We start from the raw sequence: 15,042 nt of genomic DNA on the forward strand, positions 1-15,042 counted from the left end.
ATTAAGAATGTCGTTCTTTTTATTTCATTCAGATCAGCGATTTAGAGTTTTGTGTTATGAAACTTGTTGTGATTGAGTAAATGTTTTGATGTCACATTTGTGATGTTTTTGTAAATAAATACTTTTAATTGTTATCTTTGTATGTAAAATCCACTGCCATATAGCGATTTTGGTCGCATATATAACTATAAAAGTACAAATTTTAAACACAACAAACTGGAGAAGAACGATGGATAAATCGCTCTCAAGTAAAATTTTTGTAGGCTTGTTCGCCGGTCTACTTATTGGTACTGCTATTCAGTACCTATTCAGCGGTATTGCTATTTTTGATACGTATCTACTTGGCGCTGCCGAAGGTGCTGGTGGTATGTTCGTATCACTTATCAAATTGCTTGTAGTTCCTCTTGTATACGTATCTATTGTTTGCGGTATTGTTGAGCTAAAAGATATTCGTTCATTTGGTCGTCTTGGTGGTAAAACCTTTGGTCTTTACATTATTAACACCATCATCGCGATTTCAGCAGCGTTAACGATTGGTCTTATTTTCCAACCAGGTGCAGGTGCGAACCTTGCGGGTACGGTTTCTGAGACAATTGCGCTTACAACAACTGAAACACCAGACATCTTCTCTCTTGTTGTTAACATCGTTCCTAGCAACCCTGTAGAAGCGTTTGCAAGCGGCGACATGCTACAAATCATCTTCATGGCAATTTTGACAGGTCTTGCTATTCAAGCGCTTGATTCTCGTGGTGGCCCAGCTATCAAGACATTCAAGATGGCTAACGAAATCATGATGAAGCTTATCGGCCTAGTAATGAGCTTGGCACCTTACGGTGTATTTGCTCTGATGATTCAACTGGGCGCAACACTGGATGCAGACACGCTAATGTCAGTTGCTGGCTATGTGGCGCTTGTGGTTGCAATGCTTGTGTTCTGGATTTTCTTCTTCTACCCAATGATGGTTGGTTCATTCACTGGTATTTCTCCAAAGCAGTTCCTACGTGCAACTCGTGAGCAAGTTCTATTCTCACTATCTACAGCAAGTTCGAATGCAACAATCCCAGTAACAATGCGTACTCTAACTGACAAACTAAACGTATCTAAGTCAGTAGCAGGTTTCGGTGTACCACTAGGTGCAACAATGAACATGTCTGGTGTATCTATCTACATCGCACTAGCAACTATGTTCGTAGCAAACGCATTTGGTCAGCCAATCAACACTGCTGATATCTTCACTCTTGGTCTAACTATCTTGCTACTGTCTATCGGTGCTGGTGGTGTTCCTGGTGGCGGTGTTGTGATGGTAGGTGTTCTATTACACCAACTAGGTTTACCACCAGAAGGTCTAGCGATTGTTGCTGCTGTTGACCGTATCTGTGACATGTTCTGTACTTCTTCAAACGTAGTCGGAGACACAGCGGTGAACACTATCGTTGCTAAATCTGAAAACGAAATTGGCGTTGAAGCTAACGAAGAAGCTGAGCTGCAAAAAGCAGAAGCTTAATCCTTAATTAAGACTTGATAATTAGAAGCCCCGCTCAACTAGAGCGGGGCTTTTTTATTTCTGCTGATCGGTGTTTTCGGCTATCTGCTGCTAGGTCAAAAAGGGGCAGTGTTGGTGCGAAGTCTCATTTTTTCTTTTTACTCGCGCTGAATGGGTCATCAGTTTTCAATATTTAATATAGATCACATATAATAATACAATATTATTTTATTGTTCTGGCAACCTACATTATGACGACATAAAGGAAACCAAATAATGAAGTTGTCTTACCTTAGCCTACTGACTGCTAGCCTCTTAGCAGCTCCCGCTCTTGCTTCTAATCACGATATTGGTCAGCAGTTCAATCTTGATCCAGCAAAAGCGCCAGCACAAAACTTCGATTTATCTAAATGGAAAATTAACCTACCGGAGCTAACAACAGAAGGCTCTAGAAAAGGCAAAACATTGGAGATCGGTAAGCAAGAATTGTCGAATGTAGACACGCCTTACGTTCATCCTAAATGGTTCTACACTGATGCAGAATCTGGCGCGATGGTATTTGTGGCTCCGAATACAGCACCAACGACACCAAACAGTAAAAACACACGCAGTGAACTAAGAGCGATGCTGGCAGACAGCTACTCGGCGCCGAGCAACAACTTCGCGATTTCAAGCCATAAGAATGCAGAAGAGTTTGGTTCTATCGGTGGCCAAATGACGGCAACACTTTCTGTTGATCAGGTGAGTACCAGCGGAAGCTACAAAAAAACAGGCGCATTCTCGGTAGTGATTGGCCAAATTCATGGTTCAGACAATGAGCCTCTGAAAATTGTTTACCGTAAACTGCCGGAGCATGAGCATGGTTCGTTAACGTGGAACTATGAACTCAATCCGCCGACAGAGATGAAAGATGCGAAGGATGAAAACGGAAAGAAACTTCGTAAAGACATTCGCCATGATGTATTTGGTCAATACAATCTGAAAAAAGGCAGCTCGGATCCTGCTGATGGCATCAAGCTAGGTGAAGTGTTCTCATACGATGTGAATATCAAAGACAACATCATGCACTTAACCTTTACTAAGAATCCAAACTCAGCTGATCCAATTGTGAAGACGTATGATGTCGATTTAGCAAAGGGTAAGTATCAGGGGAATGATATCGACCTTGGTTATGGACAAGACTGGATGTACTTCAAGGCGGGTGCATACAATCAATGCAACACCAAGAAGTCGAGCTCTGCCTGTGAATGGCGTGGTATGGAAGCAGGTGATTACACTCAAGCGAGCTTCTACCAGTTAGTGCTCAACCAATAACATGTATGAATCAGTAATCATTTGAACAATATTTAACTGATTAATATCTATTTGAAAAAGACCTTCTACATGAAGGTCTTTTTTTATGGCATCTGGAATAGGGTTGAGGTTTTAATATGGCGTCAAATGCGAGACCTTCTCAACATCGGAGCCTTAATTGACAAGGGATCGGTCACTTTTTACCTTTATGTAAAAAGATACGGGAAAAAATAGATTTTTTTTACTTATTCCCTTGAAAACCAGTTTGCAGCCCTTATCTATGGTGCATACGAAAGCAAATTACATTTGCACTTAAATTTTGTGTATTAGGGTTGAATCCCTGATTACCGCCCCCCACATATGTGGGTATAGCAAAAAACTAATATAGATTATATTTCGGAGATAGCCTGATGGGTCGAATCATTGGTATTGATTTAGGTACTACTAACTCTTGTGTTGCTGTTTTAGACGGCGACAAACCACGCGTACTAGAAAATGCTGAAGGCGAACGCACAACAGCATCGGTAATCGCATACACTGACGGCGAGACGCTAGTTGGTCAACCTGCGAAACGTCAAGCAGTTACTAACCCTCAAAACACGCTATACGCAATTAAGCGTCTAATCGGTCGTCGTTTTGAAGATGAAGAAGTTCAACGCGATATCGAAATCATGCCTTTTAACATTGTTAAAGCTGATAACGGTGATGCATGGGTTGAAGCGCAAGGCCAAAAAATGGCTGCTCCTCAAGTATCTGCTGAAGTTCTTAAGAAAATGAAGAAAACAGCTGAAGACTTCCTAGGCGAAGAAGTAACTGGCGCAGTTGTTACTGTTCCTGCTTACTTCAACGATGCTCAACGTCAAGCAACTAAAGATGCTGGCCGTATCGCTGGTCTAGATGTTAAACGTATCATCAATGAACCAACTGCTGCTGCTCTAGCTTACGGCCTAGACAAGCAAGGTGGTGATCGCACTATCGCTGTATACGACCTTGGTGGTGGTACATTCGATATCTCTATCATCGAAATCGATGAAGTAGAAGGCGAGAAGACTTTCGAAGTTCTTTCAACTAACGGTGACACTCACCTTGGTGGTGAAGATTTCGATAACCGCATGATCAACTACCTAGTAGATGAGTTCAAGAAAGAGCAAGGCATCGACCTTAAAGCTGATCCACTAGCAATGCAGCGTGTTAAAGAAGCAGCAGAAAAAGCGAAAATCGAGCTTTCTTCTACTACTCAAACTGACGTAAATCTACCTTACGTTACTGCTGATGCGACTGGTCCTAAGCACATGAACATCAAAGTGACTCGTGCGAAGCTTGAGTCTCTAGTTGAAGACCTAGTTCAACGTTCTCTTGAGCCACTAAAAGTTGCTCTAGCAGATGCTGACCTATCTGTAGGCGAAATCACTGACGTTATCCTAGTTGGTGGTCAAACTCGTATGCCTATGGTTCAAGCTAAAGTAACTGAATTCTTCGGTAAAGAGCCACGTAAAGACGTGAACCCTGACGAAGCTGTTGCAATGGGTGCTGCTGTTCAAGGTGGTGTACTAGCTGGTGACGTTAAAGACGTTCTACTACTAGACGTTACTCCTCTATCTTTCGGTATCGAAACGATGGGCGGCGTGATGACTAAGCTTATCGAGAAAAACACAACTATCCCTACTAAAGCGGATCAAGTGTTCTCTACAGCTGAAGACAACCAAAACGCAGTAACTATCCACGTTCTTCAAGGTGAGCGTAAGCAAGCGACTTACAACAAGTCTCTTGGTCAGTTCAACCTAGAAGGTATCCAACCAGCACCACGTGGCATGCCACAAATCGAAGTAACATTCGACCTAGATGCTGATGGTATCCTGAACGTATCTGCTAAAGATAAAGCAACAGGTAAAGAGCAGAAGATCACTATCCAAGCATCAGGCGGCCTGTCTGAGGAAGAGATCGAAGCAATGGTACAAGAAGCAGAAGCTAACAAAGAAGCGGACAAAAAGTTCGAAGAGCTAGTAACTGCACGTAACCAAGCTGACCAAATGATTCACGGCACTAAGAAGCAAGTAGAAGAAGCTGGTGAAGCTCTACCTGCAGACGAGAAAGCTAAAATCGAAGCGGCTATCACGGCACTAGAAGAAGTTAAGTCTGGTAACGACAAAGAAGCTATCGACGCTAAAGTTCAAGAACTTATGCAAGCAGCTCAAAAGCTAATGGAAATTGCTCAACAGAAAGCTCAAGCTGAACAAGCTGGTGCTGACGCTGGTGAACAACCTAAGCAAGACGACGATGTTGTAGACGCTGAGTTCGAAGAAGTAAAAGAAGACAAAAAATAATTTTTCGTCGCTATAACACGTAATTTCTGCGTCGAAGGTACTCACTTACATCTGCCTCTTTATTGGCTAAGAAAGTCCGTGCCTTCTCCTTGAACTAACGTGTTTAAGCATAGAAAACTCGTTTTTCGATTTCTAAATATACGGGCGTCAGAGGTAACTCTCACGCCCGTAAATTTGTATTTAGACTTGTCGATCTAGATAATAGCTTTATTCGGCGTTTCAGCCGGCAGAACTTTTATCTAGATTGATACACAGACTACTGAAGTGATCATTCGGTAGTAGCAATTATTTTGGTGACCTAGAACATGTCAAAACGTGATTTTTACGAAGTATTAGGCGTAAGCCGCGATGCATCAGAGCGCGATATTAAAAAAGCGTACAAACGCTTAGCGATGAAATTCCACCCGGACCGTAACCAGGGTGACGAGACCGCAGCAGATAAGTTTAAAGAAGTAAAAGTAGCGTACGAGATCCTAACCGATTCTCAAAAGAAAGCAGCTTACGACCAATACGGTCACGCAGCCTTTGAACAAGGTGGCATGGGCGGCGGCGGCGGTTTCGGCGGCGGTGGCCAAGGTGACTTCGGCGATATCTTCGGTGACGTATTTGGCGACATCTTCGGCGGCGGTCGTCGTGGTGGCGGTCAACAGCGTGCACAACGTGGTTCAGATCTACGTTACAACATGGAACTTTCTCTAGAAGAAGCGGTTCGTGGTGTTTCTAAAGAAATCGAAGTACCAACGCTTGTAGAGTGTGATACTTGTGATGGCAGCGGCGCGAAAGCAGGTTCTTCTGCACAAACGTGTGGCACTTGTCATGGCCACGGCCAAGTACAAATGCGCCAAGGTTTCTTTGCGGTTCAACAGACTTGTCCTACTTGTAACGGTAAAGGCAAGATCATCAAAGACCCATGTAACTCATGTCATGGTCAAGGTCGCAAACAGAAGACGAAAACACTTAACGTTAAGATCCCTGCTGGTGTTGATACTGGCGATCGTATTCGTCTATCAGGTGAAGGCGAAGCGGGAGAGCAAGGCGCTCCAGCTGGCGACCTGTACGTACAAGTACACGTAAAAGAGCACAACATCTTTGAGCGTGACGGCAACAACCTTTACTGTGAAGTGCCAGTAAGCTTCTCTATGGCTGCTTTAGGCGGTGAAGTTGAAGTTCCAACACTGGATGGTCGTGTAAACCTTAAAGTGCCAGAAGAAACACAAACGGGTCGTATGTTCCGTATGCGTGGCAAAGGCGTGAAAGGGGTTCGTGGCGGCGGTGTGGGTGACCTAATCGTTAAGCTAGTGGTTGAGACTCCAGTTAAGCTAAGCTCTCGTCAGAAAGAACTACTGCGTGAATTCGAAGAAACATGTTGTGGCGAAGCGGCAAGCAAGCACAAGCCAAAGTCTGAAGGTTTCTTCAGCGGCGTTAAAAACTTCTTCGATGACCTAACTAAGTAATCAATTTATTGATGTCTTAGGTTATTGATACATTGAATTTTGATAATTTAAGTTGTTGATAAGAATGGAAAAGCCTGCTCATGTAGCAGGCTTTTTTGTATCTGTAGATCAGGGGGAAGGAATCTCGAGAAGAAAGAGAACGAGGTTTCTCAGATAAATTCTAGAGCCCTTTGGCGGTTGCTCTTTCTACTTCCAACACGCTTCTGGTTCTGAACCCCCTGAGTGGTGTAATTCCAAGATATCGGTCGTTGAACCTAAGCACTCATCGTTGGTTTGTGGTGAAAGTGGTTCAGCCTGAATCGAATAGGTAGTGCTACTCGCAGAGATCGCCAGCGTGTACCGGTTAGTATCGGTATCGCAAAACAAGCATGTCCCTCCTGAAATAATATTCTCCGCTGCCGATGCATAGTTCCCTGTGTATAGGGTTTCTATTTCCAATTGTATCTTGGTTAAGTCGGCCATCGCTGTAACTCGATGCGCCTTGGTAACATGGCTGGTATAACTCGGGTACGCAATGGTGCCAAGCATCCCTACGATGACGACAGCGAGCAATAATTCGATCAATGTCATTCCTCTAATGCTTAAGTTGTTGTTGTTGCATATATTTCTTCGAATCATCGCGAGTAGTTTCCTTTCATAGCTCTGCCCATTTTTCTCTGGTGGTAGCATCGGTGCAAGATTAAATGCAGTTACGCATTGAGTTACATAGGAATTTGGGAAATGACTCGCGGGTTTACTTTATTAGAGCTGTTAGTAACGGTATCGGTGCTGTCGATACTGATAGCTGCGGCTGCCCCGAGTTTTAGTTCGGTTACTGAAACCGTCAAGATGCAGCGACTCGCCGGAGAGTTGAATGGTTTTCTCATTCAAGCCAAGTCTGAATCGGTTAAAAGGAACCAAGATCTGTGGGTGCATTTCTCTATGGATAAAAATGAAGTGCAATCTACCGGAGAATGGACTGTGCGGTTAAAGCCTACGGAGGATCTTTCTGGAGAAACATTACTGATGTTGTCAGGCGAACCGTTTCGAGATGTATCGTTTTCCCATAACTACACAGGTGCAAGAATCAGTTTTGAGAGTGTAAGAGGAAGGCCATCCAGAGGGACTATTTATCTCTTTCCTAATGGTGTATCAACCGATCGACTTTTAATCAAACTATCTAGCCCACCGGGTCGAATAAAGGTATGCGGCGAGTCGAGCGCACAGTATGGCTATTATGCGTGTTAAGCCGATAGTGGCAGTGCCTAGCAAGCAACAAGGCACATCATTGATTGAGTTAATGGTGGCGTCTGTTATTGGCCTATTCGCGATTTCGATTATCGGCAGTGTGTTCATCACCGGGCAGCGAATTGCCAAAGATAAGGGGATTGAATTATTACTGCTACAAAACCTAACCAGCACCATGCAGGTCATGAAAGAAGATATTCAACGAGCGGGCTACGATGGTTCTAATGGCTACTCAATCAAGTTGTCTGGCGCGACAGATACCATTCAAGTGAGCGGTGGTGTTGCGGTTGGTTTTGTTTACTTCCGAGAGGGTTCGAGCGCAAGTAAAGATCATCGACATATCGTTTACCGTAAGAATGGTACTCGACTACAAATATGTGAAAAAGGCACGCTTGTTTCAGATGACCTCCTTTCGTTCAATGAAATCACATCGTGTTATTCATTGTTCGATGACAGTCTTATCGAAGTGGACGAGTTCAACATTAATTCTCAGGCATTAGGGCAAAACTCTATCAAGACCACGCTCACTGATATCAATATCACAGCTTCAATTCCAACCGCGGGTGTTTCTAAGTCGGTTTCGGTTTCCGTCAAGCAAAGGAATTGGCAATGATGATGTCTAGAAAGCAACGCGGCGTAGTGACCTTGTTGGTGACATCGGTTCTTTTAGTGGGGGCTTTGGTGGTGACGTTAGGCACGTATCGCAGTGTTTTCCATCAAATTAAAGTCGCACAGAATGAAGTGCAGGGCAGACAAGAACACTGGGGCTCGGAAGGGGGCTTAGAGTGTACCTACTCCTACTTACTTGAATTAGACAAGACAATTGCTGATATCAAAGACGCGAGTGCTCGTCCTGCAGATTTTTCTGATTGGTGTACTCCTTACGAAAATAAACCGCAGATCGACATCTCTGATAGTGCGATTTCTAGCGCTTACATCGTAGCGTCAGCCTCAAACGCACAGTCACTTTTTAAAACAATAAGAGAAAGATCTCAGTTCGGCAGTGGAGCGATTCAGTCGACGGGGCCTATTGAGCTTATTGGTACCTTAAGCTTGAAACCGACAGCAAAAGAAGACCCAATCAGCGGCAATGAATACGAGTGTGTCAGCGTCTCTTTTGCTGATCTCTTCACCTATCAATATGACACAAAACATAGTAATTCTGGGCAGGCATTAGGGTTAGAGGTGTTGGATCCGAGTGTTGATGGTCCATTTTCTGGCTTCGATGGCATATGCCATAGTGACTATAAAACGGAGATCCCGAAAGGTACTTCCGGTACTACTCATTCGATTTATGCCCCTGATTACTATCAAGGCACTAATCCAGCGCCTTTCCAAAAAGACTTTAATCCTGATCCCAATATGAATCCCTTTTACACCTTTTTTGGTGTCGCTAAAACCGAGCAAAATATTGTCGATTTATCACAAGATACGGATTTGTTTAAGCATGTTCAGCTATTGAATGCGACGGAGTGCGGTACTGAGATAATGGACCACTTTACTGCAGGGCAAACCAAGGGGCTGTGGATTGAAGGCAACTGCCATATCAACGCTGCGGTTGCGGCGACAATCAATCCATCACAGCTTTTGGTTGTGCAGGATGGTGTGTTGGCACTTAATGGAGCAATGGCTTACAACGGAGTGATTTATCATTTGGTCGATTATCAAAAGAGCCACGTGAAAAATCGAGTCGATGGTTTCTGGAATTCGCTTGCTGCTAATAACGTTTTTGCACCTTTTATCAAAGATATTGATGAGGCTAGCGTCATTAAAAAAAGTGTCGGGATTCAGTTTGCATCTGGTTTGCCTTCTGGTGGCCTTATTTTTGATTCACCTGCAGGTGTGACGACCATTGTTGGTGACATGGACTTAGATTTTCGTGCGCATTCTAATCCGATTGATCCGCCTTCAACTTATCAGTGGAAGCGAGGATCATGGAATGATTTCTAAGAACTCAGGTTTTAGCTTGATAGAGGTTCTTATCTCTTTTCTGTTGATTGGTGTTGCCTCACTAGGGCTGGTTAAATTGCAGGTCTACGCTGAACAAAAATCGGATTTTGCGCTCCATAGTGTAGAGGCGCTGCATTTTGCTGAAAGGCAGATGGAGTATTATCGAACTCGGGCGTCTAATGTGAGTGGGGCGGTAGGTTTAATTCCTTTTTCGGAACTAAATCAGGCGAGTCATTGTCTCAACATAGCAAGTTCAGATCCTTTATCCGGTTTGTCGGGTTCTGCCTATGCCATGACCTGTGAAGTGACTGATGCAAACGGTGCTCTGTCTAGTGCGTTAAAAAGCATTACTGTCACAATTGCATGGCAAGATCGTATGAACCACGCACAAAGTATTTACCTCGAAACTATGCTCTCCAAATACAGTGAGTTTGATTGACCCTCAAGCAAACGTTTACTGCATGCCAAGGCTCATGCCACTCCTTTTACTGATAATTTTCACTTCTCGGACATTGTTTGCGTGCTAGTTAAAACTCTGTATATAGAATGGTGTTTTTTGTGTTTTTATATTGTTGTGGTTGTATGGTATTTTTGCAAAATATGTCTCCATTTATGGAAAATCAGGTGGAATCTTGTGCTTTTTAACAACGACTTTAATAGAATATGTGCTGTACCAATAGGCCGTGGTCAAAACTTATATTAGGCCTAAACAAAACAACATCACATATGGAGTTACAATGAGTAACCAAGCCGTAAAAAAAGCACCATCGACTGAGAAGATCAGTGGTATGGACCGCTTTCTAAACTTCATTGAACGCGCCGGCAACAAAATTCCAGATCCAGCAATCCTGTTCTTCTGGGCTCTAGTTATTGTATGGGTAGCATCTGCACTTTTATCGAATCTTTCATTCGACTTAATCAACCCTCAAACGGGTGCTGCTCTTGAAGTAAACAACCTACTAACTGGTGAAGCGCTTGCTAGCTTCCTAGCGAATATGGTTACCACGTTCACAGGCTTCGCACCTCTAGGCATCGTACTTGTTGCTATGCTAGGTGTTGGCGTTGCAGACTCTTCAGGCTTCATTACGACTGGCCTTAAGAAGATGCTTAACTTCACGCCAGCTAAGCTACTAACGCCAATGCTAATTCTTGTTGCTATCGTGTCTCACACAGCAGCAGATGCAGGTTACGTTCTAGTAATCCCTCTTGGCGGTATCATCTTCCACGCTGCGGGTCGTCACCCTCTAGCGGGTATTGCAGCAGCGTTTGCTGGTGTATCAGGTGGTTTCTCAGCGAACTTTATCCCTTCAGGTATTGATCCGCTACTAGCAGGTTTCACTCAAACAGCGGCAAACGTTCTTGACCCTGCATACGTGGTTAACCCTCTAGCGAACATCTTCTTTACTGGCCTATCTTCAGTTCTTATTGTTGCTATCGGTTGGTACGTAACTGAGAAGATTATCGAGCCTCGTCTTGCTAACACTCCTGTTGATGAAGATGCAGAGCAAGCTCCTGATCTAGGTACGTTCACGGCGATTGAATCTAAAGCATTCAAATTTGCTGGTTGGGCAATGGTTGCGGGTATTGGTCTGCTTATCGCAGCTTTGGTTCCTGAAAACTCAGCACTTCGTTCGCCTGAAGGTGAGCTAACAGCGTTCTCAGCACCAGTGATGAAGTCTATCGTTCCTCTTATCTTCATCCTGTTTATTATTCCGGGTATCGTCTACGGCCGTGTAGCGGGTACATTCAAGAATAGTAATGATGTTATCAAAGCAATGTCTGAGACGATGGCAACGATGGGCGCATACATTGTAATGTCGTTCTTCTGTGCTCAGTTCCTATCTGCATTCGCTCAATCAAACATCGGTACTATGCTGGCACTTTACGGTGCTGAAGGCTTGAAAGCGATGGACCTTCCTGGTGAAGCAACGGTTGTTGGTATGATTCTACTAACGGCTTCAGTTAACCTGCTTGTAGGTTCGGCTTCAGCTAAGTGGGCTCTTATCGGTCCAATCCTAGTTCCAATGCTAATGGTTGTGGGTATCTCTCCTGAGCTATCTCAAGCGGCTTACCGTGTAGGTGACTCTGTGTCTAACATCATCTCTCCACTAATGGTGTTCTTCCCACTGGTTGTTGTTTACTGTCAGCGCTACGTTAAGTCGACAGGTATCGGTACTCTAGCTTCTCTAATGATGCCATTCTCGATTGCGATGCTAATCGGTTGGTCTATCTTCTTGCTAGCTTACTGGGCTCTTGGTATCCCACTAGGTATCCAAGCACCTTACACTTACACAATGTAAGCGAAGTAAGAAAAGCAAAAGTAAGTAACATAAAAATCATCGAAGCCCGCACCGAAATGTGCGGGCTTTTTTTTCGCTATTTTTTCTATATCCAAGACTTTTTCTATATCCAAAACTTTTTATATCCAAAATAAACGAACTCAGCTTATACTCCGGATTACGGCTAATTGTTGGCCGGTAAATTTAGGAAATCCAAGCCACATGAAGATTCTGCTTTTAGTAGGGTTAATTGTTTTAAATGGTCTGTTTGCCATGTCAGAGATTGCATTGGTAGCAGCAAAAAATAGTCGGCTGAAACGCTTAGCCGAAAAACACCGCTCCGCTCAGATTGCTCTTGAGCTCAAAGAAAACCCAACCCGCTTCCTCTCAACAATCCAAATCGGTATCACGGTAATCGGCCTACTCAGCGGTATTGTGGGTGAGGCGACGCTATCGGCTCCACTGGCCGTTCAACTTGAACTGTGGGGATTAGACCCAACACAAGCAAATATCTTGTCTACTGCAGTTGTGGTGGTAGGTATTACTTATTTCGCCATCGTTGTCGGTGAGTTGGTACCAAAGCGTTTTGCTCAGTCTCAAGCTGAAAACATTGCTGTGTTAGTCGCGCTGCCAATCTTCTGGTTATCTAAAATCGCGACGCCGTTTGTGTTTGCGCTGTCGGCTTCAACGGAAGGTATTCTTAAGTTGATGGGCCGAGGCGGTGAAGAAGATAGCGTTACTGAAGACGATATCCATGCTCTTGTGAAAGAGGGCTCTGAATCGGGTGTGATTGAACGCGGCGAACAAGAGATGATTCGTAATATATTGCAGCTTGATGATCGCCTTGTGAGCTCATTGATGACTCCCCGTCGAGACATCGATTTTCTGGATGTCGACCAACCCGTTGAGCAGATATTAAAGAAACTGCGCTCATCAAAACACAGTGTGTTTCCATTGTGCCAAGACCACCTCAATAAAGTGGTGGGTACAGTGTCAGCCAAAGCGTTACTGAATCAGGCGGGCAATTTAAGCATTCAAGTGATCATGGGGCTGTCTCGCTCGCCGATCTATGTTCCAGAATCGATGAAAGCTCTGCGTTTACTTGGCTACTTTAAAGAGTCGGGTACCGAGATGGCATTCATTGTCGACGAGTATGGCGATGTTCAAGGCCTTGTGACTCATTACGATATTCTTGAGGCGATTGCTGGCGAGCTATCGAATAACCCAAACGATCTTTGGACCGAGCAAGTGGAAGACGGTTTGCTGGTGGATGGATTGATTCCTATCAGTGAACTGAAAAACCGTTTAGAGCTGTCAGATATTGAGGGCGAAAGCGAGAGCTTCCAAACGTTGAATGGCCTTGTGACTTGGTTAATCGGGCGTTTACCGGATGCAGGCGAAGTTGTTCAATACCAGCAGTGGCAGTTTGAAATTATCTCTGTTGAGAACAATCGCATTGTGAGTATCAAAGCGACGCCAATAGTCGATGACACAGAAGACGCTAATAGCTAACAGTTCGATCAACCAGCAAGCGGCAATGGTTCATTGTCTCTTGTTGTCTGTTATCTCTTTATTGTTCATTATCACGAAGATTAGGTATGCTTCACCGCATACCTATTTTCGTAATACCGAACGAGCCAATTCATTCTTGTTTAGTTTATCAATTCTATTGTGCAAACCAGCCTATACACAACGAGTTGTTGTCTTATATCTATGATTTTTTATTTTAATTATTCCTTTCTACTATTTACTTTGCCTTATCAAATTTTCTTCAGATTATTGATGTAAAAACTATTTTATTTTTCTCTGTAGACAGGCATTTTTATGTTTGTAAGAGTATAGCTATTCGCGTTTAGAGAACTATGCGAGAATATAAAAAGCTAAATTAATTCAGTAACCATGATTTTAATTGTCTGATTTTATTGAAATTATTATTGTCATAATTATCATTTATGTAAGGGTAGGTTAATGACTTTTAGTTTAGAAAACCAAAAACTTTAATGAGGTGTTTTACGTTGTTTTGAATCTTTGCGCTATGTATCGTTTTCATCGCTCTTGACCGGGAAGAGTCACGAAATTAACGCTCTGCACACGTATTTAAGGTTTTAAGAATGAAGAATATTACTTTTATAGCAGCTTCTATTTTATCTGCTATTTCACTACAAGCGCATGCGACATCAATTGAAGTTTATGGAGACGAGAATGATGTAATTGGTATGTATGGAGATTATAACTTTGGTGAGGATGGTCAGCACTTTGTTACGGGAGAAGTAACAAATGACAGCTTTGTTGAATTAGGCTATGGCTACAGCATTAACGAGCATTTTGATTTAGGCGGTTCTTATGTACAGGGCGGCTACGGTGGTGCTGATGAAGTACGTGTGAAAGCTTCAACCGCATACACTTTCGGTTCTTCTTTAACGCTTTCTGGTGGGGTGGAGTACCACCACGGTTTAGATGCCGTAGGTGCAGATTTCTGGGATCCAACATCTGGTGGCAAAGATACTGTACCAGATATTGGTATTGACCCGCACACACTTCCAGATATTGGTATTGATCCTTTTGTGCCGTTTGAAGGAGCTACAAATAGTAATGTTATTCTACCTGCACCTACCCCTGATGGTCACCTTCTACCGGATATTGGTATCCAAAACCTAAGCATGGCTGAGGGCAACAACGAATCACAAGTCGTGAAAGTGAACCTAGGCCTTGATTACAACATCGCCAAAACGGTTGTACTTTCTTACGACCTAGACGCTTACTCTCAACTTGCTGAAGGCATCTATGTTGATGGAGAAGAAGTTGATAGCGAATGGTCAACATCTACATTGAAAGTGACTTATGTTAATTCTGGTGAAGTTCAGCCGTACGTTAAAGTGGCTGCTGACAACTCTGATATTGAAGATACCACCTTCACTGCGGGTGTTGTTATCGCTTTATAAGGTTCACCTTTATTATGTAGATCCTGACTTTCTATAAACTACCTGCTTTCAGCTAGGACGCTGTTTTGGTTAAGCCAGTCTGTAAATTTA

At 43.5% G+C, this 15,042-nt stretch carries 12 protein-coding genes; 11 read left to right on the plus strand and 1 reads right to left on the minus strand.

The features are described 5' to 3' along the window. The first annotated feature begins 229 nt into the window (after window positions 1-229). The 4 genes from MSG36_RS19555 (at window position 230) to dnaJ (ending at window position 6,554) form a co-directional block, all read left to right on the plus strand. Window positions 230-1,504 (plus strand): dicarboxylate/amino acid:cation symporter, encoded by a 1,275-nt coding sequence (locus tag MSG36_RS19555; RefSeq protein ID WP_019823920.1) that lies wholly within the window; start codon window positions 230-232, stop codon window positions 1,502-1,504. Between the two features lie 255 nt (window positions 1,505-1,759). Next, the gene (locus tag MSG36_RS19560) at window positions 1,760-2,797 is read left to right on the plus strand and encodes a polysaccharide lyase family 7 protein (protein ID WP_248369357.1); all 1,038 of its coding nucleotides are present in this window, start codon (window positions 1,760-1,762) and stop codon (window positions 2,795-2,797) included. 389 nt (window positions 2,798-3,186) lie between these two features. Continuing rightward, window positions 3,187-5,100 carry a molecular chaperone DnaK gene (gene dnaK / locus MSG36_RS19565; RefSeq protein WP_017059868.1) on the plus strand — a complete coding sequence of 638 codons (1,914 nt, stop codon included), beginning with the start codon at window positions 3,187-3,189 and terminating at the stop codon, window positions 5,098-5,100. A 305-nt stretch (window positions 5,101-5,405) separates the two neighbouring features. Beyond that, window positions 5,406-6,554, plus strand: coding sequence for a molecular chaperone DnaJ (gene dnaJ, locus MSG36_RS19570; RefSeq protein WP_048608049.1), 1,149 nt, complete (start codon window positions 5,406-5,408; stop codon window positions 6,552-6,554). Window positions 6,555-6,740: 186 nt separating this feature from the next. Here dnaJ and MSG36_RS19575 read toward each other — a convergent pair whose 3' ends face one another. Beyond that, on the minus strand, window positions 6,741-7,172 hold the full coding sequence (locus MSG36_RS19575) for a type IV pilin protein (protein ID WP_348983459.1): 432 nt from the start codon (window positions 7,170-7,172) through the stop codon (window positions 6,741-6,743). A gap of 102 nt (window positions 7,173-7,274) precedes the next feature. On the opposite strand from MSG36_RS19575, the gene MSG36_RS19580 reads away from it, so the two are divergent. The 7 genes from MSG36_RS19580 to MSG36_RS19610 all read left to right on the plus strand — a co-directional run bounded on the left by MSG36_RS19580 (window position 7,275) and on the right by MSG36_RS19610 (window position 14,952). After that, entirely contained in the window at window positions 7,275-7,781 is a 507-nt protein-coding gene (locus tag MSG36_RS19580) for a GspH/FimT family pseudopilin (RefSeq protein WP_050619887.1), read from the plus strand. Then, window positions 7,762-8,394, plus strand: coding sequence for a pilus assembly protein PilW (locus MSG36_RS19585; RefSeq protein ID WP_248369363.1), 633 nt, complete (start codon window positions 7,762-7,764; stop codon window positions 8,392-8,394). Before MSG36_RS19580 ends, MSG36_RS19585 begins: the two co-directional genes overlap by 20 nt. Next, window positions 8,391-9,731 carry a hypothetical protein gene (locus tag MSG36_RS19590; RefSeq protein ID WP_248369365.1) on the plus strand — a complete coding sequence of 447 codons (1,341 nt, stop codon included), beginning with the start codon at window positions 8,391-8,393 and terminating at the stop codon, window positions 9,729-9,731. The genes MSG36_RS19585 and MSG36_RS19590 overlap by 4 nt, the downstream gene beginning before the upstream one ends. Continuing rightward, complete coding sequence (locus MSG36_RS19595) at window positions 9,721-10,170, plus strand: prepilin-type N-terminal cleavage/methylation domain-containing protein (RefSeq protein WP_048608036.1); 450 nt, start codon at window positions 9,721-9,723, stop codon at window positions 10,168-10,170. Before MSG36_RS19590 ends, MSG36_RS19595 begins: the two co-directional genes overlap by 11 nt. Before the next feature lie 298 nt (window positions 10,171-10,468). Next, window positions 10,469-12,031, plus strand: coding sequence for an AbgT family transporter (locus MSG36_RS19600; RefSeq protein ID WP_050646965.1), 1,563 nt, complete (start codon window positions 10,469-10,471; stop codon window positions 12,029-12,031). 201 nt (window positions 12,032-12,232) lie between these two features. Further along, on the plus strand, window positions 12,233-13,522 hold the full coding sequence (locus tag MSG36_RS19605; RefSeq protein WP_050633779.1) for a hemolysin family protein: 1,290 nt from the start codon (window positions 12,233-12,235) through the stop codon (window positions 13,520-13,522). A gap of 599 nt (window positions 13,523-14,121) precedes the next feature. Next, a complete protein-coding gene (locus tag MSG36_RS19610) occupies window positions 14,122-14,952 on the plus strand; it encodes a hypothetical protein (RefSeq protein ID WP_248369366.1) in 831 nt (276 codons plus the stop codon). Window positions 14,953-15,042: the final 90 nt, after the last annotated feature.

It is taken from the genome of Vibrio sp. 1CM8B (assembly GCF_023161685.1).
Taxonomy (GTDB): Bacteria; Pseudomonadota; Gammaproteobacteria; order Enterobacterales; family Vibrionaceae; genus Vibrio; species Vibrio coralliirubri.

Bases quoted from the DNA above. Each gene is read 5' to 3' on its own strand.
- MSG36_RS19590 (WP_248369365.1), top strand. From the start codon at position 8,391: ATGATGATGTCTAGAAAGCAACGCGGCGTAGTGACCTTGTTGGTGACA.
- MSG36_RS19600 (WP_050646965.1), top strand. From the start codon at position 10,469: ATGAGTAACCAAGCCGTAAAAAAAGCACCATCGACTGAGAAGATCAGT.
- dnaK (WP_017059868.1), top strand. From the start codon at position 3,187: ATGGGTCGAATCATTGGTATTGATTTAGGTACTACTAACTCTTGTGTT.
- dnaJ (WP_048608049.1), top strand. From the start codon at position 5,406: ATGTCAAAACGTGATTTTTACGAAGTATTAGGCGTAAGCCGCGATGCA.
- MSG36_RS19555 (WP_019823920.1), top strand. From the start codon at position 230: ATGGATAAATCGCTCTCAAGTAAAATTTTTGTAGGCTTGTTCGCCGGT.
- MSG36_RS19585 (WP_248369363.1), top strand. From the start codon at position 7,762: ATGGCTATTATGCGTGTTAAGCCGATAGTGGCAGTGCCTAGCAAGCAA.
- MSG36_RS19580 (WP_050619887.1), top strand. From the start codon at position 7,275: ATGACTCGCGGGTTTACTTTATTAGAGCTGTTAGTAACGGTATCGGTG.
- MSG36_RS19595 (WP_048608036.1), top strand. From the start codon at position 9,721: ATGATTTCTAAGAACTCAGGTTTTAGCTTGATAGAGGTTCTTATCTCT.
- MSG36_RS19610 (WP_248369366.1), top strand. From the start codon at position 14,122: ATGAAGAATATTACTTTTATAGCAGCTTCTATTTTATCTGCTATTTCA.
- MSG36_RS19605 (WP_050633779.1), top strand. From the start codon at position 12,233: ATGAAGATTCTGCTTTTAGTAGGGTTAATTGTTTTAAATGGTCTGTTT.
- MSG36_RS19575 (WP_348983459.1), bottom strand. From the start codon at position 7,172: ATGATTCGAAGAAATATATGCAACAACAACAACTTAAGCATTAGAGGA.
- MSG36_RS19560 (WP_248369357.1), top strand. From the start codon at position 1,760: ATGAAGTTGTCTTACCTTAGCCTACTGACTGCTAGCCTCTTAGCAGCT.